The organism is Cronobacter sp. HA18006 (assembly GCF_011605445.1).
Classification (GTDB): Bacteria; Pseudomonadota; Gammaproteobacteria; order Enterobacterales; family Enterobacteriaceae; genus Cronobacter; species Cronobacter sakazakii.
Window position 1 is genome coordinate 228,570 of the sequence record NZ_JAANQB010000011.1, and the last position, 21,193, is coordinate 249,762.

The 21,193-nt window shown below is 56.7% G+C and carries 22 protein-coding genes; 21 read left to right on the forward strand and 1 reads right to left on the reverse strand.

The genetic code is table 11. The features are described from left to right. The first annotated feature begins 3 nt into the window (after positions 1-3). The 13 genes from rpmF (at position 4) to ptsG (ending at position 11,778) form a co-directional block, all read left to right on the forward strand. Positions 4-177 carry a 50S ribosomal protein L32 gene (gene rpmF / locus G9X48_RS02840; RefSeq protein WP_004385196.1) on the forward strand — a complete coding sequence of 58 codons (174 nt, stop codon included), beginning with the start codon at positions 4-6 and terminating at the stop codon, positions 175-177. Positions 178-249: 72 nt separating this feature from the next. Beyond that, positions 250-1,284, forward strand: a complete 1,035-nt coding sequence (gene plsX, locus G9X48_RS02845) for a phosphate acyltransferase PlsX (protein WP_076728691.1) — start codon at positions 250-252, stop codon at positions 1,282-1,284. A gap of 6 nt (positions 1,285-1,290) precedes the next feature. Continuing rightward, positions 1,291-2,244 (forward strand): beta-ketoacyl-ACP synthase III, encoded by a 954-nt coding sequence (locus tag G9X48_RS02850; protein WP_063264776.1) that lies wholly within the window; start codon positions 1,291-1,293, stop codon positions 2,242-2,244. A 17-nt stretch (positions 2,245-2,261) separates the two neighbouring features. Then, complete coding sequence (gene fabD / locus G9X48_RS02855; RefSeq protein ID WP_004385194.1) at positions 2,262-3,191, forward strand: ACP S-malonyltransferase; 930 nt, start codon at positions 2,262-2,264, stop codon at positions 3,189-3,191. 13 nt (positions 3,192-3,204) lie between these two features. Further along, entirely contained in the window at positions 3,205-3,939 is a 735-nt protein-coding gene (fabG, locus tag G9X48_RS02860; protein WP_007707910.1) for a 3-oxoacyl-ACP reductase FabG, read from the forward strand. 154 nt (positions 3,940-4,093) lie between these two features. Next, the gene (gene acpP / locus G9X48_RS02865) at positions 4,094-4,330 is read left to right on the forward strand and encodes an acyl carrier protein (RefSeq protein ID WP_000103754.1); all 237 of its coding nucleotides are present in this window, start codon (positions 4,094-4,096) and stop codon (positions 4,328-4,330) included. 92 nt (positions 4,331-4,422) lie between these two features. After that, on the forward strand, positions 4,423-5,664 hold the full coding sequence (fabF, locus tag G9X48_RS02870) for a beta-ketoacyl-ACP synthase II (RefSeq protein ID WP_004385192.1): 1,242 nt from the start codon (positions 4,423-4,425) through the stop codon (positions 5,662-5,664). Between the two features lie 108 nt (positions 5,665-5,772). Further along, entirely contained in the window at positions 5,773-6,573 is an 801-nt protein-coding gene (gene pabC, locus G9X48_RS02875; protein WP_007888933.1) for an aminodeoxychorismate lyase, read from the forward strand. Between the two features lie 10 nt (positions 6,574-6,583). Continuing rightward, positions 6,584-7,606, forward strand: a complete 1,023-nt coding sequence (gene yceG / locus G9X48_RS02880; protein ID WP_097640881.1) for a cell division protein YceG — start codon at positions 6,584-6,586, stop codon at positions 7,604-7,606. Next, on the forward strand, positions 7,596-8,234 hold the full coding sequence (gene tmk, locus G9X48_RS02885) for a dTMP kinase (RefSeq protein ID WP_004385189.1): 639 nt from the start codon (positions 7,596-7,598) through the stop codon (positions 8,232-8,234). Before yceG ends, tmk begins: the two co-directional genes overlap by 11 nt. Beyond that, positions 8,234-9,241 (forward strand): DNA polymerase III subunit delta', encoded by a 1,008-nt coding sequence (gene holB / locus G9X48_RS02890; RefSeq protein WP_004385188.1) that lies wholly within the window; start codon positions 8,234-8,236, stop codon positions 9,239-9,241. The genes tmk and holB overlap by 1 nt, the downstream gene beginning before the upstream one ends. Before the next feature lie 10 nt (positions 9,242-9,251). Further along, on the forward strand, positions 9,252-10,046 hold the full coding sequence (locus G9X48_RS02895) for a metal-dependent hydrolase (protein ID WP_007866811.1): 795 nt from the start codon (positions 9,252-9,254) through the stop codon (positions 10,044-10,046). Positions 10,047-10,344: 298 nt separating this feature from the next. Continuing rightward, the gene (ptsG, locus tag G9X48_RS02900; RefSeq protein ID WP_004385186.1) at positions 10,345-11,778 is read left to right on the forward strand and encodes a PTS glucose transporter subunit IIBC; all 1,434 of its coding nucleotides are present in this window, start codon (positions 10,345-10,347) and stop codon (positions 11,776-11,778) included. 177 nt (positions 11,779-11,955) lie between these two features. Here the strand turns inward: ptsG and fhuE are convergent, their stop codons facing one another. After that, complete coding sequence (gene fhuE / locus G9X48_RS02905; RefSeq protein ID WP_097640882.1) at positions 11,956-14,157, reverse strand: ferric-rhodotorulic acid/ferric-coprogen receptor FhuE; 2,202 nt, start codon at positions 14,155-14,157, stop codon at positions 11,956-11,958. A gap of 346 nt (positions 14,158-14,503) precedes the next feature. Here fhuE and hinT point away from each other — a divergent pair, with 346 nt between their 5' ends. From hinT to G9X48_RS02945, 8 genes are all read left to right on the forward strand, one after another. Beyond that, a complete protein-coding gene (gene hinT, locus G9X48_RS02910) occupies positions 14,504-14,863 on the forward strand; it encodes a purine nucleoside phosphoramidase (protein ID WP_004385184.1) in 360 nt (119 codons plus the stop codon). A 1-nt stretch (position 14,864) separates the two neighbouring features. Continuing rightward, a complete protein-coding gene (locus G9X48_RS02915) occupies positions 14,865-15,239 on the forward strand; it encodes a YcfL family protein (protein ID WP_007866820.1) in 375 nt (124 codons plus the stop codon). A gap of 8 nt (positions 15,240-15,247) precedes the next feature. Next, the gene (gene lpoB / locus G9X48_RS02920) at positions 15,248-15,913 is read left to right on the forward strand and encodes a penicillin-binding protein activator LpoB (protein ID WP_012125073.1); all 666 of its coding nucleotides are present in this window, start codon (positions 15,248-15,250) and stop codon (positions 15,911-15,913) included. Continuing rightward, positions 15,891-16,709, forward strand: a complete 819-nt coding sequence (gene thiK, locus G9X48_RS02925) for a thiamine kinase (RefSeq protein WP_097640883.1) — start codon at positions 15,891-15,893, stop codon at positions 16,707-16,709. The genes lpoB and thiK overlap by 23 nt, the downstream gene beginning before the upstream one ends. Positions 16,710-16,726: 17 nt before the next feature. Next, positions 16,727-17,752 carry a beta-N-acetylhexosaminidase gene (nagZ, locus tag G9X48_RS02930; protein WP_054624627.1) on the forward strand — a complete coding sequence of 342 codons (1,026 nt, stop codon included), beginning with the start codon at positions 16,727-16,729 and terminating at the stop codon, positions 17,750-17,752. 38 nt (positions 17,753-17,790) lie between these two features. Next, positions 17,791-18,333, forward strand: coding sequence for an alpha/beta hydrolase YcfP (gene ycfP / locus G9X48_RS02935; RefSeq protein ID WP_004385179.1), 543 nt, complete (start codon positions 17,791-17,793; stop codon positions 18,331-18,333). 236 nt (positions 18,334-18,569) lie between these two features. Beyond that, positions 18,570-19,874, forward strand: a complete 1,305-nt coding sequence (locus G9X48_RS02940; RefSeq protein WP_012125069.1) for an NAD(P)/FAD-dependent oxidoreductase — start codon at positions 18,570-18,572, stop codon at positions 19,872-19,874. A gap of 184 nt (positions 19,875-20,058) precedes the next feature. After that, positions 20,059-20,598, forward strand: coding sequence for a glycine zipper 2TM domain-containing protein (locus G9X48_RS02945; RefSeq protein WP_007866833.1), 540 nt, complete (start codon positions 20,059-20,061; stop codon positions 20,596-20,598). The last annotated feature ends 595 nt before the right edge of the window (positions 20,599-21,193 follow it).

The window sequence follows — 21,193 nt, forward strand, 5'->3', positions numbered from 1 at the left end:
TCCATGGCCGTACAACAGAATAAACCCACTCGTTCCAAGCGCGGTATGCGTCGTTCTCATGACGCGCTGACCGCTGTCACCAGCCTGTCTGTAGACAAAACTTCTGGTGAAACCCATCTGCGTCACCACATCACCGCCGACGGTTACTACCGCGGTCGCAAGGTTATCACTAAGTAATCACGCGCAAGCGTGGTTGAGCTTAGTGCGCTTTCCCCGCTTAAGCGGGGATAACCGTAACCTGGCGATATCTTGACACCTCTAACCCTGGCGTTAGATGTCATGGGCGGGGACTTTGGTCCTGCCGTGACAGTGCCTGCAGCATTGCAGGCACTGAATTCTGATCCACATTTGCATCTTCTTTTAGTCGGCGATCCCGACGCCATCACGCCATTACTTGCCAGAGCTGATTTTGAACAACGTTCGCGGCTGCAGATCATTGCGGCAGAGTCGGTTATTGCCAGTGATGCCCGTCCTTCACAGGCTGTGCGTAACAGCCGCGGCAGTTCTATGCGTATCGCGCTGGAGCTGGTGAAAGAAGGGCGCGCGCAGGCCTGCATCAGCGCCGGTAACACCGGCGCGCTGATGGGGCTTGCTAAACTGCTGCTTAAACCGGTCGACGGGATTGAGCGGCCCGCGCTGGTGACGGTGCTGCCGCATCAGCAGAAAGGAAAAACGGTGGTGCTCGATTTAGGCGCCAACGTGGATTGCGACAGCACGATGCTCGCGCAGTTTGCGATTATGGGCTCGGTCATGGCGGAAGAGGTGCTCGGCATCGAGAATCCGCGCGTCGCGCTGCTCAATATCGGCGAAGAAGAAACGAAAGGGCTGGATAGCATTCGTGACGCTGCTGCGTTGTTAAAAACGGTGCCATCGTTGAACTATATCGGCTATCTCGAAGCCAACGAATTACTGACCGGCAAAACCGATGTGCTGGTATGCGACGGTTTTGTCGGTAACGTCACGCTAAAAACGATGGAAGGTGTTGTCAGGATGTTCCTTTCGCTGCTCAAATCGCAGGGCGAAGGAAAAAAACGGTCGTGGTGGTGGCTTTTATTAAAGCGTTGGTTACAAAAAAGCCTCTCAAGGCGATTCAGTCACCTCAACCCCGACCAGTATAATGGCGCCTGTCTGTTAGGATTGCGCGGCACGGTGATTAAGAGCCACGGTGCAGCCAATCAGCGAGCTTTTGCGGTCGCGATTGAACAGGCAGTGCAGGCGGTGCAGCGACAAGTCCCTCAGCGGATTGCCGCTCGCCTGGAATCTGTATTACCCAAGAGTGACTGAGCGTACATGTATACGAAGATTATTGGTACAGGCAGCTATCTGCCTGAACAAGTGCGGACGAACGCCGATCTGGAAAAAATGGTGGAAACCTCTGATGAGTGGATTGTCACTCGCACTGGTATCCGCGAGCGTCGCATTGCGGCGCCCGGCGAAACCGTCGCCACTATGGGCTACGAAGCGGCACTGCGCGCCATCGATATGGCCGGTATCGACAAAGAACAGATTGGCCTGATTATCGTCGCCACCACCTCCGCCACGCACGCTTTCCCGAGCGCCGCCTGCCAGGTGCAGGGCATGCTCGGCATCAAAGGCTGCCCGGCATTTGACGTTGCCGCCGCCTGCGCCGGTTTTACCTATGCGTTAAGCATCGCCGATCAATACGTGAAATCCGGTGCGGTCAACAACGCGCTGGTGATTGGCTCCGACGTGCTGGCGCGTACGCTCGATCCTGAGGATCGCGGTACGATCATTCTGTTCGGCGATGGCGCAGGCGCGGTGGTTCTGGGTGCCAGCGAAGAGCCGGGCATTCTCTCCACGCATCTGCATGCCGACGGTAGCTACGGCGAACTGCTGACCCTGCCAAACCAGGATCGCGTAAATCCGGATAGCCCGACCTTCCTGACCATGGCCGGGAATGAAGTCTTTAAAGTGGCAGTGACGGAACTGGCACATATTGTCGACGAGACGCTGGAAGCCAATAAACTGGATCGCGCCGATCTCGACTGGCTGGTACCGCATCAGGCGAACCTGCGCATTATCAGCGCCACTGCAAAAAAACTCGGCATGTCGATGGATAATGTCGTTGTCACTCTCGACCGACACGGCAACACCTCTGCGGCTTCCGTGCCATGTGCGCTGGATGAAGCAGTACGCGACGGGCGCATTCAGCGGGGCCAACTGGTGCTGCTGGAAGCCTTCGGCGGCGGCTTTACCTGGGGTTCCGCACTGGTTCGTTTTTAATCGAGAAGGATAAAAAAATGACGCAATTTGCTTTTGTATTCCCGGGCCAGGGCTCTCAGGCCGTGGGAATGCTGTCTGACATGGCGGCAAATTTCCCCGTTATTGAAGCGACATTTTGCGAAGCCTCCGCGGCGCTGGGCTATGATCTCTGGGCGCTGGTGCAGCAAGGCCCGGCGGAAGAGCTGAACAAAACCTGGCAGACGCAGCCTGCGCTGCTGACCGCTTCCGTCGCGCTGTGGCGTGTATGGCAGGAGCAGGGCGGTAAAGCGCCTGCGCTGATGGCCGGTCACAGCCTTGGCGAATATTCCGCGCTGGTGTGCGCGGGCGTTATCGATTTCGCTGATGCGGTTCGTCTGGTTGAACTGCGCGGTAAATTCATGCAGGAAGCGGTGCCGGAAGGCACGGGCGCGATGGCCGCGATTATCGGTCTGGACGACGACGCGATTGCTAAAGCCTGTGAAGAGGCGGCTGAAGGGCAGGTGGTTTCACCGGTTAACTTCAACTCGCCAGGCCAGGTGGTTATCGCTGGTCACAAAGAAGCCGTTGAGCGTGCGGGCGCTGCCTGTAAAGCCGCGGGCGCTAAACGTGCGCTGCCGCTGCCGGTGAGCGTGCCATCCCACTGCGCGCTGATGAAGCCTGCCGCTGAGAAACTGGCTGCTGAGCTTGAAAAAATTACGTTTAACGCCCCGCAGATTCCGGTAGTAAACAACGTTGACGTGAAATGCGAAACGTCGCCGGAAGCTATCCGCGATGCGCTGGTGCGCCAGCTTTATAGCCCGGTGCAGTGGACGAAGAGCGTTGAATTTATCGCGGCGCAGGGCGTCACGCAGCTGTATGAAGTGGGCCCGGGCAAAGTGCTGACCGGCCTGACAAAACGTATTGTTGACACCCTGACGGCGGCGGCGATTAACGAGCCTGCCAGCCTGTCAGCGGCACTTGCGCAATAAAACGAGGAAAACCATGAGCTTTGAAGGAAAAATCGCGCTGGTCACCGGTGCGAGCCGCGGTATCGGCCGCGCTATCGCCGAAACCCTGGCCGCACGTGGCGCTAAGGTTATCGGCACCGCGACCAGCGAAAGCGGCGCGCAAGCGATTAGCGACTATCTGGGCGCGAATGGCAAAGGCCTGATGCTGAATGTGACCGATGCGGCATCCATCGAATCGGTTCTGGAAAATATTCGCGCAGAATTTGGCGAAGTGGACATTCTGGTCAATAATGCCGGAATCACCCGTGACAACCTGCTGATGCGAATGAAAGATGACGAGTGGAACGATATCATCGAAACCAACCTGTCATCGGTTTTCCGTCTGTCAAAAGCGGTAATGCGAGCTATGATGAAGAAACGTCACGGTCGCATTATCACTATCGGTTCTGTGGTCGGTACCATGGGAAATGCCGGTCAGGCCAACTACGCTGCGGCGAAAGCGGGTCTTATCGGTTTCAGTAAATCGCTGGCACGCGAAGTGGCGTCCCGCGGTATTACGGTAAACGTTGTTGCTCCGGGCTTTATTGAAACGGACATGACGCGTGCGCTGTCTGACGATCAGCGTGCGGGTATTCTGGCGGAAGTTCCTGCGGGTCGTTTAGGCGACGCAAAAGAAATCGCCAGTGCGGTTGCATTTTTAGCCTCTGACGAGGCCGGGTACATCACTGGTGAGACCCTGCACGTCAACGGCGGAATGTACATGGTTTAACCACGAATAAAATTATTTGCGTTATCAGGGCAATTGCCCGCAAAATAGCGTAAAATCGTGGTAAGACCTGCCGGGATTTAGTTGCAACTTTTTCAACATTTTATACACTACGAAAACCATCGCGAAAGCGAGTTTTGATAGGAAATTTAAGAGTATGAGCACTATCGAAGAACGCGTTAAGAAAATTATCGGCGAACAGCTGGGCGTTAAGCAGGAAGAAGTTACCAACAATGCTTCCTTCGTTGAAGACCTGGGCGCTGATTCTCTTGACACCGTTGAGCTGGTAATGGCTCTGGAAGAAGAGTTTGATACTGAGATTCCGGACGAAGAAGCTGAGAAAATCACCACCGTTCAGGCTGCCATTGATTACATCAACGGCCACCAGGCGTAAGTGAACATCTCCAGGCGGTCGCTCGACCGCCTGAGTTTTATCTTTTAGTCCCACAAGTATCTACTAATATCATCCCTCCCTGGAGGACAAACGTGTCTAAGCGTCGTGTAGTTGTGACCGGACTGGGCATGTTGTCTCCTGTCGGCAATACCGTAGAGTCTACCTGGAAAGCTCTCCTTGCCGGTCAGAGTGGCATCAGCCTGATCGACCATTTCGATACTAGCGCCTATGCAACGAAATTTGCTGGCTTAGTAAAGGATTTTAACTGTGAAGAGATCATCTCGCGAAAAGAACAGCGCAAGATGGATGCCTTCATTCAATATGGAATTGTCGCCGGCGTACAGGCCATGCAGGATTCCGGCCTTGAAGTGACGGAAGAGAACGCCACCCGCATCGGCGCGGCTATCGGTTCCGGCATCGGCGGCCTTGGCCTTATCGAAGAAAACCACAGCTCGCTGGTTAACGGCGGCCCGCGGAAAATCAGCCCTTTCTTCGTGCCATCAACGATTGTCAACATGGTGGCCGGTCACCTGACCATCATGTACGGTCTGCGCGGTCCCAGCATTTCCATCGCCACTGCGTGTACCTCAGGCGTGCACAACATCGGCCATGCGGCGCGTATCATCGCCTATGGCGATGCTGACGTTATGCTCGCAGGTGGTGCTGAGAAAGCCAGTACGCCGCTTGGCGTCGGCGGTTTCGGCGCGGCGCGTGCGCTCTCCACCCGTAACGATAACCCGCAGGCGGCAAGCCGTCCGTGGGATAAAGACAGGGATGGTTTTGTGCTGGGCGACGGCGCGGGCATCATCGTACTCGAAGAGTACGAGCACGCGAAAAAACGCGGCGCGAAGATTTACGCTGAACTGGTCGGTTTTGGTATGAGCAGCGATGCTTACCATATGACCTCTCCGCCGGAAAACGGCGCAGGCGCGGCGCTGGCGATGGTCAATGCGCTGCGTGACGCCGGTATCGACGCAGGCCAGATCGGTTATGTCAACGCGCACGGCACTTCTACGCCTGCAGGCGACGTTGCCGAAGCGCAGGCAGTGAAATCGGTCTTCGGCGACGCGGCAAAACGCGTACTGGTGAGCTCCACCAAATCGATGACCGGCCATCTGCTTGGCGCGGCGGGTGCGGTAGAGTCTATCTACTCCATCCTCGCGCTGCGCGATCAGGCTGTTCCGCCGACAATCAACCTGGACAATCCGGACGAAGGCTGTGACCTCGACTTCGTTCCGCATGAAGCGCGCCAGGTAAGCGGTATGGAGTATACCCTGTGTAACTCCTTCGGCTTCGGTGGCACCAACGGCTCTCTGATCTTCAAAAAGGTCTGACAGCCGTTACAAAGGCCCGCCCCGCGCGGGCCTTTGTACATTCTCCCTTCCTCTTGCTCCCTGTCGGTCATCCTGCGAGACTAATGCGCTACCCGTTAAGGAGCCTCTATGCTGTTAATTAATGGTATCGAACAGGATTGCCTGTCGGCGACCGATCGCGCCGTGCAGTTCGGTGATGGCTGCTTTACGACCGCCCGCGTTCGTGATGGCGTCGTTCATTTACTGGAAGCGCATCTGGCGCGCCTGCACGAAGGCTGTGAGCGGCTCATGATCCCCGTGCCGGATATCGACACGTTGCGTAACGAAATGCGCCAGGCGGCGCAGGGACAGGGTAGCGCAGTCGTGAAAGTTATTATTTCCCGCGGCGCAGGCAAGCGCGGCTACAGTATTGCCGGTTGCAGCGCGCCCACGCGTATTGTCTCGCGCAGCGCGTACCCTGACTTTTATTGCGAATGGCGCGAGCGCGGCGTGAGCCTCGCAACAAGCCCCGTGCGCCTCGGGCGCAACCCCCACCTTGCAGGCATTAAACATCTTAACCGGCTCGAACAGGTGTTGATCCGTACGCATCTTGAGCAGACATCCGCCGATGAGGCGCTGGTGCTTGACAGCGAAGGGTGGGTTACGGAATGCTGTGCGGCTAATTTGTTCTGGCGTAAAGGAAAAGCGGTGTTCACTCCCCGTCTCGATCAGGCTGGCGTTGACGGCCTTATGCGGCGTCATATTATTGGTTTGCTGAATCAGTCAGTCTGGCGATTGTCTGAAATTAACGCGCCCGCCAGTGCGCTTGAAGAGGCGGATGAAGTCTTCATCTGTAACGCGCTGATGCCGCTGGTGCCGGTGCGCAGTATTGACGGCCACGCTTACGCCTCGCGCGAACTGTATCACTACCTCATTCCCCACTGCGAATAACCGGGTTCCCATGAAGAAAATGTTGCGCGTCGCGCTTCTGCTGGTTCTTGTGCTTGCCATCGCGGCCGGCGTCGGTTACTGGAAAGTGCGCCAGCTGGCGCAAAGCCCGCTGCCGATTACGACAGAAACGATTTTCACGCTGAAGCCTGGCACCGGGCGTCTGGCGCTTGGTCAGCAGCTCTACGACGAAAAGCTCATCACGCGCCCGCGCGTGTTTCAGTGGCTGTTGCGCCTGGAGCCGGAGCTTTCACATTTTAAAGCGGGCACTTATCGATTCACGCCACAAATGACCGTTCGTGACGCCCTGCGTCTGCTGGCGAGCGGCAAAGAGGCGCAGTTCCCCATCCGCTTCGTCGAAGGGATGAAGCTGAGCGACTGGCTGAAACAGCTGCGCGACGCGCCTTATATCAAACATACGCTTAAAGATGACGACTACGCGACGGTCGCGCAGGCGCTCAAGTTTGAGCATCCGGAGTGGGTGGAAGGCTGGTTCTGGCCAGATACCTGGCTCTATACGGCGAATACGTCTGACGTGACACTGCTGAAACGCGCGCACGACAAGATGGTAAAAGCGGTCGATAACGTCTGGAAAGAGCGTATGGACGGACTGCCGTATAAGGATCCGAACCAGCTGGTGACGATGGCCTCGATTATTGAGAAAGAGACTGCGGTGGCGGCGGAACGCGATCGCGTCGCCTCTGTCTTTATCAACCGCCTGCGTATCGGCATGCGCCTGCAAACGGACCCAACGGTCATTTACGGCATGGGTAAGGATTACAACGGTAAGCTGTCGCGTAAGGATCTGGAAACGCCGACGCCGTATAATACCTACGTCATTAGCGGCTTGCCGCCAGGCCCTATTGCCATACCGGGCGAGGCGTCGCTGAAAGCGGCGGCGCATCCGGCGAAAACGCCGTATCTCTATTTCGTGGCGGACGGCAAGGGTGGCCACACGTTTACCACGAATCTCGCCAGCCATAATCGTGCGGTGCAGGATTATCTCAAGGCGCTTAAGGATAAAAATGAGCAGTAAATATATTGTTATTGAAGGCCTCGAGGGCGCGGGGAAAACCACAGCGCGCAATCTGGTGGTGGAGACGCTGAAATCGCTTGGCGTGACCGACATGACGTTTACCCGCGAGCCGGGCGGTACGGTGCTGGCGGAAAAGCTTCGCAGCCTGGTGCTGGATATTAAATCGGTCGGCGATGAAGTGATTACCGATAACGCGGAAGTGCTGCTGTTTTACGCGGCGCGCGTACAACTGGTGGAAACGGTCATTAAGCCTGCGCTTGCGCGTGGCGAATGGGTTATCGGCGATCGTCATGACCTCTCAACGCAGGCTTATCAGGGCGGCGGGCGCGGTATCGACCGTGAGCTGCTGGCGACACTGCGTCAGGCGGTGCTCGGCGATTTCTCCCCCGATCTGACGCTTTATCTGGATGTCGATCCGCGCATCGGGCTTGAACGCGCCCGCGCGCGCGGTGAGCTCGATCGTATCGAGCAAGAGTCGCTCGACTTCTTTAATCGCACTCGCGCCCGCTATCTTGAACTGGCCGCCGCCGATCCGCGCATCATCACGATTGACGCTTGCCAGCCGCTGGAGGCAGTCAGTCACGATATTCGTGCGACGGTGACGCGCTGGGTGCAGGAGCAGCAATAATGAAATGGTATCCGTGGCTGCGCCCCTCGTTTGAACATCTGGTCGGCAACTGGCAGGCCGGCAGGGGACACCATGCGGTATTGATCCACGCGCTGCCCGGCATGGGCGACGACGCGCTGATTTACGCGCTGAGCCGCTGGCGCATGTGTCAGCAGCCGCAGGGCCAGAAAAGCTGCGGCGAGTGCCGCGCCTGCCAGCTGATGCAGGCGGGCACGCACCCGGATTATTATCTGGCGGAGCCGGAGAAGGGCAAATCGACGCTCGGCATCGACGCTATCCGCGACATCAGCGAAAAGCTCTACGATCGCGCGCGGCTCGGCGGTGCCAAAGTGGTCTGGATCAAAGAGGCGGCGCAGCTGACCGAAGCGGCGGCGAATGCGCTTTTGAAAACGCTGGAAGAGCCGCCGGAAAACACCTGGTTTTTGCTGGGCTGCCGCGTGCCGGAGCAGTTGCCCGCAACGCTTCGCAGCCGCTGTTTTAGCTGGCATCTCGCGCCACCCGACACGCGCTATGCCGAGGCCTGGCTTGCGCGCGAGACGCAGGCGGAGCCGTCGCGTATCAACGCCGCGCTGCGTCTCACCGGCGGTGCGCCCGCCGCCGCGCTTGAGCTGCTCCAGCCGGAGCAATGGCAGCAGCGCGTGGCGCTTGGCGATAAAATGACAGCGGCGCTGACGAGCGGCGACTGGCTTTCTCTGTTGCCTGCACTTAACCATGAACAGGCGCCATTTCGTCTGCACTGGCTGGCCGCGTTTCTGATGGACGCGCTGAAGTGGCGTCACGGGGCGCAGAGCGCGCTGGTCAATACCGATTACCCGGTGCTGGTGGCGCAACTGGCGCAACGGTTTTCACCTGCCGTCATTCAGGCGATGCTCGATTCTCTGTTCCGCTGTCGCGACAGGCTGCTCAATGTCGCAGCCGTCAATCGCGAACTGCTGCTCACCGAACTGTTACTCACCTGGGAGCGCTACATGCGCCCTGACGCGGTGCTTCCTTCTTATCACCTCTGAGAGAGACGTTATGTTTTTAGTCGACTCACACTGCCATCTCGATGGCCTGGATTATCAGTCTCTGCATAAAGATGTGGATGACGTGCTGGCGAAAGCCGCCGCGCGCGACGTGAAATATTTGCTGGCGGTCGCCACGACGCTGCCGGGCTATAAAACGATGCGCGAGCTTATTGGCGAGCGTGACAACGTGGCTTACTCCTGCGGCGTGCATCCGCTCAATCAGGACGAAGCGTACGATGTGGAGGAGCTTCGTCGTCTGGCCGCCGATCCGCGCGTGGTTGCGATGGGCGAAACGGGCCTTGATTACTACTACACGCCGGAAACCAAAGCCCGCCAGCAGGAATCCTTCCGCCATCACATTCGCATCGGCCGCGAGCTTAACAAGCCCGTTATCGTTCATACGCGCGATGCCCGCGAAGATACGCTGGCTATCCTGCGCGAAGAAAAAGTGACGGACTGTTCAGGCGTACTACACTGTTTTACGGAAGACAAAGAGACGGCGGGTAAACTTCTGGATCTGGGTTTTTACATCTCCTTTTCCGGCATTGTGACCTTCCGCAATGCGGAGCAGATCCGCGAGGCCGCGCGCTATGTTCCGCTCGACCGGATACTGGTGGAAACCGACTCGCCGTACCTGGCACCGGTTCCGCATCGCGGTAAAGAGAATCAGCCAGCGATGGTGCGCGATGTGGCGGAATATATGGCGGTACTTAAGGGCGTGAGCCTGGAAACGCTCGCAGAAACCACTACCCGCAACTTCTCCACGCTGTTTCATATCGACCTCGCCACGCTGCAATCTGCCTGAAAATCTGAGTTATTTTAAAGCTCGTAATTAATGGACAAAGCGAGTAAAGTTCACCGCCGAAATTCGGGCGGTGAACGGCGATTTATAAACATCCTGAAACACTTAATGTAAAGAATCGCAAGTTTTTGCCCAGGGCTTGTTTGAAACGTGATAGCCGTCAAACAAAGATCGCGTGATTTATTTTACTCTGCGTAATAAATAAAGGGCGCTCAGATGCCCTGTTTATGGCCCGTTTCTCCCCCGGGCTGATGCGTGAAACGCGTAAAAAAAGCACAAATACTCAGGAGCACTCTCAATTATGTTTAAGAATGCATTTGCTAACCTGCAGAAGGTGGGTAAATCGCTGATGCTGCCAGTCTCCGTACTGCCTATCGCAGGTATCCTGCTGGGCGTCGGTTCTGCAAACTTCAGCTGGCTGCCAGCCGTGGTTTCCCACGTTATGGCGGAAGCGGGCGGATCGGTTTTCGCCAACATGCCGCTTATTTTCGCTATCGGTGTTGCGCTGGGCTTCACCAATAACGATGGCGTTTCTGCACTGGCCGCTGTGGTGGCTTACGGCATCATGGTGAAAACCATGGCAGTCGTTGCACCACTGGTTCTGCATCTCCCACCGGACGAAATCGCGGCGAAACACCTGGCAGATACCGGTGTGCTGGGCGGGATCATCTCGGGTGCGATTGCAGCCTATATGTTCAACCGTTTCTACCGCATTAAGCTTCCTGAGTATCTGGGCTTCTTCGCCGGTAAACGCTTCGTGCCGATCATCTCTGGTCTGGCGGCGATCTTCACCGGCGTTATCCTGTCCTTCATTTGGCCGCCGATTGGTTCCGCTATCCAGACGTTCTCTCAGTGGGCGGCTTACCAGAACCCGGTTGTCGCGTTTGGTATCTACGGCTTCATCGAACGCTGCCTGGTGCCGTTTGGTCTGCACCATATCTGGAACGTACCTTTCCAGATGCAGATCGGCGAATTCACCAACGCGGCAGGTCAGGTGTTCCACGGCGATATCCCGCGCTACATGGCGGGCGACCCGACCGCGGGCAAACTCTCTGGCGGCTTCCTGTTCAAAATGTACGGTCTGCCGGCTGCTGCCATCGCTATCTGGCATTCGGCTAAACCGGAAAACCGCGCCAAAGTTGGCGGTATCATGATCTCCGCGGCGCTGACCTCGTTCCTGACCGGTATTACCGAGCCGATCGAGTTCTCCTTCATGTTCGTGGCACCGATCCTGTACGTTATCCACGCGATTCTGGCAGGTCTGGCTTTCCCGATCTGTATCCTTCTGGGTATGCGTGACGGTACGTCCTTCTCCCACGGCCTGATCGACTTCATCGTTCTGTCCGGTAACAGCAGCAAACTGTGGCTGTTCCCGATTGTGGGCGCGGGCTACGCGGTGGTTTACTACACCATCTTCCGTGTGCTTATCAAAGCGCTGGATCTGAAAACCCCGGGCCGTGAAGACGCGACCGAAGACGCCAAAGCCGCTGGCACCAGCGAAATGGCACCGGCTCTGGTGGCCGCGTTTGGTGGTAAAGAGAACATCACTAACCTCGACGCCTGTATCACTCGTCTGCGCGTAAGCGTGGCTGACGTGGCGAAAGTGGATCAGGCTGGCCTGAAGAAACTGGGTGCTGCGGGCGTGGTTGTCGCAGGCTCCGGCGTTCAGGCGATTTTCGGGACTAAATCCGATAACCTGAAAACCGAAATGGATGAGTACATCCGTAACAGCTAATCCTGGCTGACGGGGAGATAAAAAGAGGGAGGCGTAAGCCTCCCTTTTTTACGTCTGTCATAAGGGTAAAGATGAGAGCGCACAGGGATAGCATCGATAAACCTGGATCGCGGCAGACGTTAATCAGGGAATAAAAAAGGGAGCCATCAGGCTCCCTTTTGTTCGTAGTAATAAATGTCAGAAGCTGTAGCTCGCCGTCACGGAGAAGTTGCGCGGCGCGCCGTAGACGCCATACGTGCCCAGATAATCGTAATACACTTTATCGAAGACGTTGTTCAGGTTCGCCTGTACCGCAAGATTTTTGGTCGCCTGGTAGCGCGTGAACAGATCCACCACGGTATAGCCGTTCTGGGAAATGCGCGTGTCGCCATTCGGCCCTGCGATATCCTGCCAGGTTTTGGTCTGCCAGCGCGCGCCGCCGCCAACGGTCAATGCGGGCAGCGTCGGCAACTGATAACGGGTAAACAATTTCATGGTGGTGCGCGGCTGGTCCGGGTTGACGGCCACGCCATCGCCCGCTTCGGCCACATAGCGGCTCGCACCGAAGGTCAGCTGCCAGTTATCGGTCAGCGCGCCGTTCAGCTCAAGCTCAACCCCTTTACTGACGGTGCCATCAACGGATTTATACGCCGTCTGCCCGCCGGAGCCAGGGATGATCACACCGGTGTTCAACGCCACGTTATCCTGCTCGATGCGGAACACCGCGAGCGAGGCCGTCAGACGGGTGTTAAACCAGTCGGCTTTGAGCCCGGCTTCATAGGCTTTACCGGTGGTCGGATCGAGGAACTCGCTGTTTACATCGCGCTGACCGCTCGGCTGGAAGATAGAGGTATAGCTGGCATACGCCGACCACGTATCGTCGATATCGTAAATCAGGCCCGCGTAAGGCGTCACGTCATCCGCTTTGCTGCGACGAATTTCATCCGGCTTGCGCTCCAGATTGTATTTTGCGTTCCACTCGGTGTAGCGCGCGCCCAGAATCAGATGCAGCGGATCGGCAAGCGAGAGGCGCGTGGCGGCATAAATGGATTTCTGACGAATCACGTCGCGCTGGTAAAGCGCAAAGCTGGACCATGTCGGGTTCGCCACCGTGCTGCCGTCATAATCGTGAATATTCCCGACGTCCATCAGGCCGGAATTATCATTCACCGGATATGAATTGTCATAGTTGTTGCGCTGGCGGCTGTAGCTGCCGCCAAACATCATTTCATGCTGACGTCCCGCCAGCTCGTAGCCGCCGCGCACGAAGGCGTCGACCGAATCCTGCTTACGCTCGCCCACGTTCCAGCCGCCCCACGCGCCCTGCCAGAGCGCGGCGTTGTAGCGACCGGTGGTTTTATCCGGGAAACCGTCGATATACATCATGCGGTTGTCGAAATTGGTTTCGGCGTGCATCGCGTTCACTTTCGCCTCCCAGCCGTTATTAAAGCGCTGCGTCAGGTTGGCGAAAATTTTGGTGGAATCGAGATCGGAGTAGGCCCAGTCGGCGGCGGTATTAAAACCGCGGCGGAAATGCGTCCGGCTGCCGTCGCTGTAAAGTGAAGGGAAGCCGCCCCAGGTCGGGCTGTCTTCTTCGCTTTTCTGATAGTCATAGCCGAGTGACAGCAGCGTTGACTCGGTGATGTCGGCATCCACGACGCCATAAATGAATTTTTTGCGGTAATGGTTACGCTCAACGAAGCTGTCGTTATCCTGATAACCGGCGACCACGCGCCCGCGAACTTTACCGGACTCCACCAGCGGTGACTGCACATCCATCACGTAGCGTTGTTTGTCCCAGCTACCATAAGTGGCAGAGACGTTGCCTTTAAACGTCTGGCTGTCGGCGTGTTTACGCACCATATTCACATACGCCGACGGGTTGCCGGTGCCGCTCATCAGCCCGGCCGCGCCGCGCACGATCTCGATTTTATCGTATATCGCCGTGTCGCCCGCGGTGTCGCCAAAGTTCCAGCGGTTATCAAGAAACGTCGGCATATCTTCGTAGGCGAAATTGCTGATGTAAAAACCGCGCGCGAAAAAGTTGGTCCGGCTGGTGTCGATGCGCGCGGCGGTCACGCCCGTGGTGTTTTCCAGCACATCTTCAATAGTCGTTAACTGCTGATCCTGCATGCGTTGCTGGCTAATGACGCTGACCGACTGCGGAATATCACGCGGCACCAGGAGCATTTTGGTGCCGGACGTGGTGGTTTTGACGCTGTAATCCTGTGATTCGTCAGGCGTGCCGCTGTCGGCGGCGGCATCGACCACTATCGTGTCGCTGGCGGCAGGCGCTGCGTAAACCGCGGGCACCGCCAGCGCGCTGGCGATACTGAGCGCGAGCAAAGAGGGAAGGGAAGACGCCGGAACGGCGCCCTGACGGAGTACATGCTTAGCCATGTGTTGCCCTTAAAATAAGAAAATGATGCTGTGCATCAGGCTGTTGTCATACGACGCTCTCCCCAGGCTTCCTGTCCTGATGGAAAATGTTCGCAGACTAAAACAACGTTCCGCTGTCAATAAGAATGAGAAATATAATCATTTGTCTTTGCGCTGTAAACAAATGTAAGAGGCGTTACAAACTCATGCGTAAGCAGGGCGGAGTAACTGTCAGGCGCAGCGGCATCAGGAGTCGCGTGTAGCGCGCTATAAATATCCGCTTTATAAAGAAAAACCGGGGCAAAGGTTGAAAGGATGCGATTATCTCGCTCATACTCTTAACGTTTATCCAAGAAGGAAAAAAACCATGGCCGAAGAAACCATTTTCAGCAAAATTATTCGTCGCGAGATCCCCGCCGACATCGTCTATCAGGATGAGCTTGTCACCGCGTTTCGCGATATTTCTCCCCAGGCCCCGACCCATATTTTAATCGTCCCGAATGTGCTGGTGCCGACGGTCAATGACGTCACGGCGGAACACGAACAGGCGCTGGGGCGTCTTTTTACTGTCGCGGCGAAAATCGCACAGCAGGAAGGCATCGCCGAAGATGGCTATCGCCTTATCATGAACTGCAATCGTCATGGCGGGCAGGAGGTCTACCACATCCATATGCATCTGGTCGGCGGCCGTGCGCTGGGGCCAATGCTTGCGCATAAAGGCCTCTGAGATGGCACGCGTACGCACAGGCTGGTTGCTGGCCGCTCTGCTGATGGCGGGGTGCCGTTCCACGCCGACCATTCCCGTCGGCGATGAGCAGGCCATTGTCATGGAATCCAGCGTGCTGGCAGCGGGCATCACCGCTGAAAAACCAGACTTTTCTTTGCAAAACGGCAAGCCTGTCGCCGCCGCGACCATTTACAATAACAAAGACGCGCCCGTTACCGTGCACTACCGCTTTTACTGGTATGACGCCCGTGGGCTGGAAGGCCAGCCGCTGGAAGTCCCGCAGACAGTCGTTATCCCGGCCCAAGGACGCGTAACGGTGACCAGTCAGACTGACTATCTGGCGGCACGGAAAGCCCGTCTTTATCTCTATCTCTGAAGGGGGAAATGTTGAACAGAATGTATCGCTATGCGCTGCTGGCGACCGTCGCCCTGGCGCTGTCGGGCTGTATTTTACCCGGCGAGCAAAAACCGGCACCGGTCGAAGAAGCGCAGCCAGGCACGCAGCAACCCACGCAGCCGGTGCCGCAGCCGACGCAGCCGGTACCGACCGTGCCGTCCGTGCCGTCGATTCCGGCGCAACCTGGCCCGATTGAACATCAGCCTGAAAACGCGACGCCTGAGCCAAAAGCGCGTACCTATGACTGGAACAGCGCGATGGCACCGATGGTCGGCAAAATGTTGCAGGCTGACGGGGTGAACGCAGGCAGCGTGCTGCTGGTCGATAGCGTAAACAACCGCACCAACGGTTCAATGCAAACCGGCCCGGCCACCGAAGCCCTGCGCGGCGCGCTGGCGAATAACGGTAAATTCACGCTGGTCTCCGCACAGCAGCTCTCCATGGCGAAACAGCAACTGGGGCTTTCGCCGCAGGACAGCCTGGGTTCACGCAGCAAAGCCATCGGTATCGCCCGCAACGTGGGCGCGCAGTATGTGCTGTATGCCAACGCCAGCGGTAATGTGAATGCGCCTACGCTGCAAATGCAGCTGATGCTGGTACAGACCGGCGAAATTATCTGGTCAGGTAAAGGTGCCGTTCAGCAAACCCAATAATCTGAACCTGGAAGGGTTCTTAGCGCAGAGTTTCCCGGCGGCTTCGGCCGCCGGTGTCGTTTGCGCGCTACCCGGTCTCAGCGACGGTGCCTGGCAGGTGGTCGTTGATGATGAAACGCTGGTGGCGCGCCGGGATCTACGCCAAAGCCGTGCCCGTAGCCCGCGTCAGTACCGCGCGCTGAAACGGCTGCCGGCAACGCTCGCGCCGCGTCCGCGCTGTTGCGTCAACGGCTGGCTGGCGGTCACGTTTTTACCCGGTGAGATCCGGGATGTGCTGCCAGCGGTGCCGCAACTGGGTGCGCTGCTGTATCATCTGCACCAGCAGCCGCGTTTTGGCTGGCGCATCGAGCTGATGCCGCTTCTGCTGCGCGACTGGCAGCAAAGCGCGCCGTCGCGCCGCACGCGCTTCTGGCTGCGACTGTTGCACCGGTTACGTCGCACGGGCGAGCCCCGTCCGCTGCGCCTCGCGCCGCTGCATATGGACGTGCATTCCGGGAATCTGGTCTGGCAGCAGGACAAACTGATGCTCATTGACTGGGAATACGCCGGTGACGGCGACGTGGCGCTGGAGCTCGCGTGCGTCTGGCTCAATGACGAGACGCGGCAGGCGCTGATTACCGATTATGCGCACCGCGCGGCTATCGACGAGACGCAACTGCGCCGTCAGGTGGCGCGCTGGATGCCGTGGAGCGGGTTGCTGATGGCGGGCTGGTACGAGCGCCGCTATCAGGAAACCGGCGACCGCACATTTATCACACTTGCAGACGAGGCCTGGCGCCAGCTGCAAACGCGTTAACACGAAGGGAGAAAAACATGGGTCCGGTCATGCTGGATGTGGAAGGCTTTGAGCTTGATGCCGAAGAGCGTGAAATCCTCGCGCATCCGCTGGTGGGAGGGCTTATCCTCTTTACCCGCAACTATCACGATCCAGAGCAACTGCGTGAACTGGTCCGCCAGATCCGCGCAAGCGCCCGCAATCATCTGGTGATTGCCGTAGACCAGGAGGGCGGACGCGTACAGCGTTTTCGCGAGGGCTTTACTCGTCTGCCAGCGGCACAAAGTTTTGCTGCGCTGCTGGGAATGGACGCAGGCGGCAAACTGGCGGAAGAAGCGGGCTGGCTGATGGCGTGTGAAATGATCGCGATGGATATCGATATCAGCTTTGCGCCGGTGCTGGATGTCGGGCATCTCAGCGCCGCGATTGGCGAGCGTTCCTTCCACGAAGAGCCTGAAAACGTGCTGGCGATGGCGAAGCGTTTCATTACCGGCATGCAGAGCGCGGGAATGAAAGCGACGGGCAAACACTTCCCCGGCCACGGTGCCGTCAGCGCCGATTCCCATAAAGAGACGCCGCGCGACCCGCGTCCGGCCGGAGAAATTCGCCGCCACGATATGCTGCCGTTTCGCGAGCTGATTAGTTACAACATGCTTGATGCGGTAATGCCGGCGCACGTCGTCTATAGCGACGTCGATCCGCTGCCGGCGAGCGGTTCGCCTTACTGGCTCAAGCAGGTGCTGCGCAAGGAGCTCGGTTTTGACGGCGTGATTTTCTCAGACGATCTGTCGATGGAAGGCGCGGCAATCCTCGGAAGCTACGCGGAGCGCGGCCAGGCGGCGCTGGATGCCGGTTGCGATATGATCCTTGTCTGTAATAATCGTAAGGGTGCCGTAAGCGTTCTTGATAACCTGTCACCGATCAAAGCAGAGCGTGTTACACGTTTGTATCATAAAGGTGTAATTACGCGTCAGGAACTGATGGCGTCGGCGCGCTGGAAGCAGGTAAGCGGGGAGCTTACCGCGCTGCATGAGCGCTGGCAGACGCACAAGGCGGGGCAATAACGCTTGCCCTGAAGCTGCTACGCTGGGATGAGAATGCGATGATAATCTACTTACACGGTTTCGATTCAAACAGTCCGGGTAACCACGAGAAAGTGCTGCAACTGCAGTTTATCGACCCGGATGTGCGGCTTATCAGCTACAGCACGCGCCACCCGAAACACGATATGCAGCATCTGCTGCGCGAAGTGGACAAAATGCTGCAGCTGAACGTCGATGACCGCCCGCTCATCTGCGGCGTGGGGCTCGGCGGTTTCTGGGCGGAGCGCATCGGCTTTTTATGCGACATCCGCCAGGTGATTTTCAACCCGAACCTGTTTCCGTATGAAAACATGGAAGGGAAAATCGACCGGCCGGAGGAGTATCTCGATATCGCCACTAAATGCGTTGAGAACTTCCGCGAGAAAAACCGCGATCGCTGCCTCGTGATTCTCTCGCGTGAGGATGAAGCGCTCGACAGCCAGCGCTCCGCCGAGCTGCTGCATCAGTATTATGAAATCGTCTGGGATGAAGAGCAGACGCACAAGTTCAAAAATATCTCGCCGCACCTTCAGCGCATTAAGGCATTCAAAGCGCTGGGGTAATCCCGCCGTCGTGCCAACATTTTGCATCACCGAACAAACGGGTCAGTCAAACGCTGGCCCGTTTTTGTTTAACTTTAATGCATAAAAATTGATGCACATCAAATTTGGTATGACCAATGCACCGTTCATGTTATGCTCATATCTGTTGTGAGCCGGGTTGCTAAACTATTGTTAATTAAAAGCTATTTTTAATAACTTTGAATTAACAATTAGTTAAACACTTTAAGGGGGTCACGTTGACTACGCCATTAAGAAAGATCGTTATCGTGGGCGGCGGCGCCGGCGGACTGGAGCTCGCAACGCAGCTCGGTCACAAACTGGGCCGTGGCAAAAAAGCGAAAGTCACGCTGGTGGATCGCAACCATAGTCACCTGTGGAAGCCGCTGCTGCATGAAGTGGCAACCGGTTCGCTGGATGAAGGCGTCGACGCGCTGAGCTATCTGGCGCACGCGCGCAACCACGGTTTCCAGTTCCAGCTCGGTTCGGTGGTGGATATCAACCGCGAAGCCAAAACCATTACGCTTGCTGAACTGCGTGATGAAAAAGGCGAGCTGCTGGTGGCCGAGCGTAAAGTGCCGTATGACACGCTGGTCATGGCGCTCGGCAGTACTTCCAACGACTTCAACACGCCGGGCGTGAAAGATCACTGCATCTTCCTCGACAACCCGCATCAGGCGCGCCGTTTCCATCAGGAAATGCTTAACCTGTTCCTGAAATATTCCGCTAATCTGGGCGCTAACGGCAAAGTCAACATCGCGATTGTCGGTGGCGGCGCGACGGGCGTTGAGCTTTCCGCTGAGCTGCATAACGCGGTGAAACAGCTGCACAGCTACGGTTACAAAGGGCTGACCAACGAAGCGCTGAACGTGACGCTGGTGGAAGCGGGCGAACGTATTCTGCCTGCGCTGCCGCCGCGCATCTCCAGTGCGGCGCATAATGAGCTGACCAAACTCGGCGTGCGCGTGCTCACCAATACCATGGTGACCAGCGCGCAGGAAGATGGGCTTAACACCAAAGACGGCGAATTTATTCAGGCTGACCTGATGGTCTGGGCGGCGGGCATCAAAGCGCCCGATTTCATGAAAGAGATTGGCGGCCTGGAAACCAACCGCATCAATCAGCTGGTGGTGGAGCAGACGCTGCAAACCACGCGCGACCCGGATATCTTCGCCATTGGCGATTGCGCGTCCTGCCCGCGTCCTGAAGGTGGTTTCGTCCCGCCGCGCGCCCAGGCCGCGCACCAGATGGCTTCCTGCGCGTTGGATAACATCCTGGCGCAGATCAAAGGCAAGCCGCTTAAGCCGTATGTCTACAAAGACAAAGGCTCGCTGGTGTCACTGTCGAAATTCTCGACGGTCGGCAGCCTGATGGGTAACCTGATGCGCGGCTCAATGATGATTGAAGGGCGCATCGCGCGCTTTGTCTACATCTCGCTGTACCGCATGCACCAGATTGCGCTGCATGGTTACTTTAAAACCGGGCTGATGATGCTGGTAGGCAGCATTAACCGCGTGATCCGACCGCGCCTCAAGCTGCACTAAGCTCAGTCTCCGCCTCTGTCATACAGGGGCGGATGTCATTTTGTTTCCGTCATATTTCCCCTCAGACAACTCTCAATCCGCTGATCCACCCCACGTTATCCTGTTTTTTGAGTCGTTTTCCGATATCCACTCTGTGGCCTTAATTGCAAAATTGTTACTAATTGCACAGCCGGGAGGAATTCCTGTGAATAAATCAATGTTAGCGGGTATTGGTATCGGGGTAGCAGCTGCGCTGGGCGTAGCGGCGGTGGCCAGTCTGAATGTTTTCAGCACTTCGCCAAAATATGCCCAGGTGGTTTCAGCCACCCCTATCAAAGAGACGGTGAAAACGCCGCGTCAGGAGTGCCGTAACGTCACTGTCACGCATCGCCGTCCGGTTCAGGATGAAAATCGCCTGACCGGCTCGGTACTGGGTGCGGTCGCAGGCGGCGTTATCGGCCATCAGTTTGGTGGCGGACGCGGCAGAGACGTCGCGACGGTCGTGGGGGCGCTCGGCGGTGGTTATGCGGGTAACCAGATCCAGGGCCACCTGCAGGAAGGCGATACCTACACCACAACGCAGCAGCGCTGCAAAACGGTGTATGACAAATCAGAGAAAATGCTGGGTTACGATGTGACATACCGCATCGGGGAAGAGCAGGGCAAAATCCGTATGGATAACGACCCGGGTAGCCGTATCCCGCTGGACAGCAACGGACAGCTGGTTCTGAATCAGAAAACCTGAAAATAAAATAGCTTCACATCATTATTGCCCCTCTTGCACTCAGGCGGAGGGGCTTTTTTTTGGTTTTTTGCAGGTGAATAACAACCAGAAAACCTGACAGGAAAACGCTCATGCCTGACAAAATGCAGGCATGAGCGTCGAAAAACCATTACATAGCATTGTGTTGTCTGAATAAGATAAAACCAGTGATCAGCACTGAGAGAAACGCAAAAAGAATAGAACCACCGCAGAACAACCAAAGGCCAAATAACAATGTTATTACTATTAACACCTTAAATAATGGTAATAGCAAAGCCATGTTCATCTTCCTTCTGTAGGTGTATAGCCAAAAAGCGTCTCGTGTCGTCCATCTGTGAAACTCAATACACCACGGATACTGTGTGGAAAAACGTCCTCGTCCCTGCACGGCCCCGTCTTCATGACGTAAATCGCTCCTGTTCTAATAATTGGTGGTGCTAATTAATTAGCACACGAATAATCATTTCTTTAACGGTAAAAGAGTAGCTATTCTGGAGGATATATTTGCCAGTTTTTACCTATTAATGATCGTCAGAAAAAGAGATCCAGAAGGAATATGGTATTCATTGCGGTTATA

Bases quoted from the DNA above. Each gene is read 5' to 3' on its own strand.
- yceG (WP_097640881.1), top strand. From the start codon at position 6,584: ATGAAGAAAATGTTGCGCGTCGCGCTTCTGCTGGTTCTTGTGCTTGCC.
- ycfP (WP_004385179.1), top strand. From the start codon at position 17,791: ATGATAATCTACTTACACGGTTTCGATTCAAACAGTCCGGGTAACCAC.
- tmk (WP_004385189.1), top strand. From the start codon at position 7,596: ATGAGCAGTAAATATATTGTTATTGAAGGCCTCGAGGGCGCGGGGAAA.
- holB (WP_004385188.1), top strand. From the start codon at position 8,234: ATGAAATGGTATCCGTGGCTGCGCCCCTCGTTTGAACATCTGGTCGGC.
- ptsG (WP_004385186.1), top strand. From the start codon at position 10,345: ATGTTTAAGAATGCATTTGCTAACCTGCAGAAGGTGGGTAAATCGCTG.
- fhuE (WP_097640882.1), bottom strand. From the start codon at position 14,157: ATGGCTAAGCATGTACTCCGTCAGGGCGCCGTTCCGGCGTCTTCCCTT.
- G9X48_RS02850 (WP_063264776.1), top strand. From the start codon at position 1,291: ATGTATACGAAGATTATTGGTACAGGCAGCTATCTGCCTGAACAAGTG.
- fabG (WP_007707910.1), top strand. From the start codon at position 3,205: ATGAGCTTTGAAGGAAAAATCGCGCTGGTCACCGGTGCGAGCCGCGGT.
- G9X48_RS02895 (WP_007866811.1), top strand. From the start codon at position 9,252: ATGTTTTTAGTCGACTCACACTGCCATCTCGATGGCCTGGATTATCAG.
- pabC (WP_007888933.1), top strand. From the start codon at position 5,773: ATGCTGTTAATTAATGGTATCGAACAGGATTGCCTGTCGGCGACCGAT.
- fabD (WP_004385194.1), top strand. From the start codon at position 2,262: ATGACGCAATTTGCTTTTGTATTCCCGGGCCAGGGCTCTCAGGCCGTG.
- nagZ (WP_054624627.1), top strand. From the start codon at position 16,727: ATGGGTCCGGTCATGCTGGATGTGGAAGGCTTTGAGCTTGATGCCGAA.
- hinT (WP_004385184.1), top strand. From the start codon at position 14,504: ATGGCCGAAGAAACCATTTTCAGCAAAATTATTCGTCGCGAGATCCCC.
- lpoB (WP_012125073.1), top strand. From the start codon at position 15,248: ATGTTGAACAGAATGTATCGCTATGCGCTGCTGGCGACCGTCGCCCTG.
- rpmF (WP_004385196.1), top strand. From the start codon at position 4: ATGGCCGTACAACAGAATAAACCCACTCGTTCCAAGCGCGGTATGCGT.
- acpP (WP_000103754.1), top strand. From the start codon at position 4,094: ATGAGCACTATCGAAGAACGCGTTAAGAAAATTATCGGCGAACAGCTG.
- G9X48_RS02915 (WP_007866820.1), top strand. From the start codon at position 14,865: ATGGCACGCGTACGCACAGGCTGGTTGCTGGCCGCTCTGCTGATGGCG.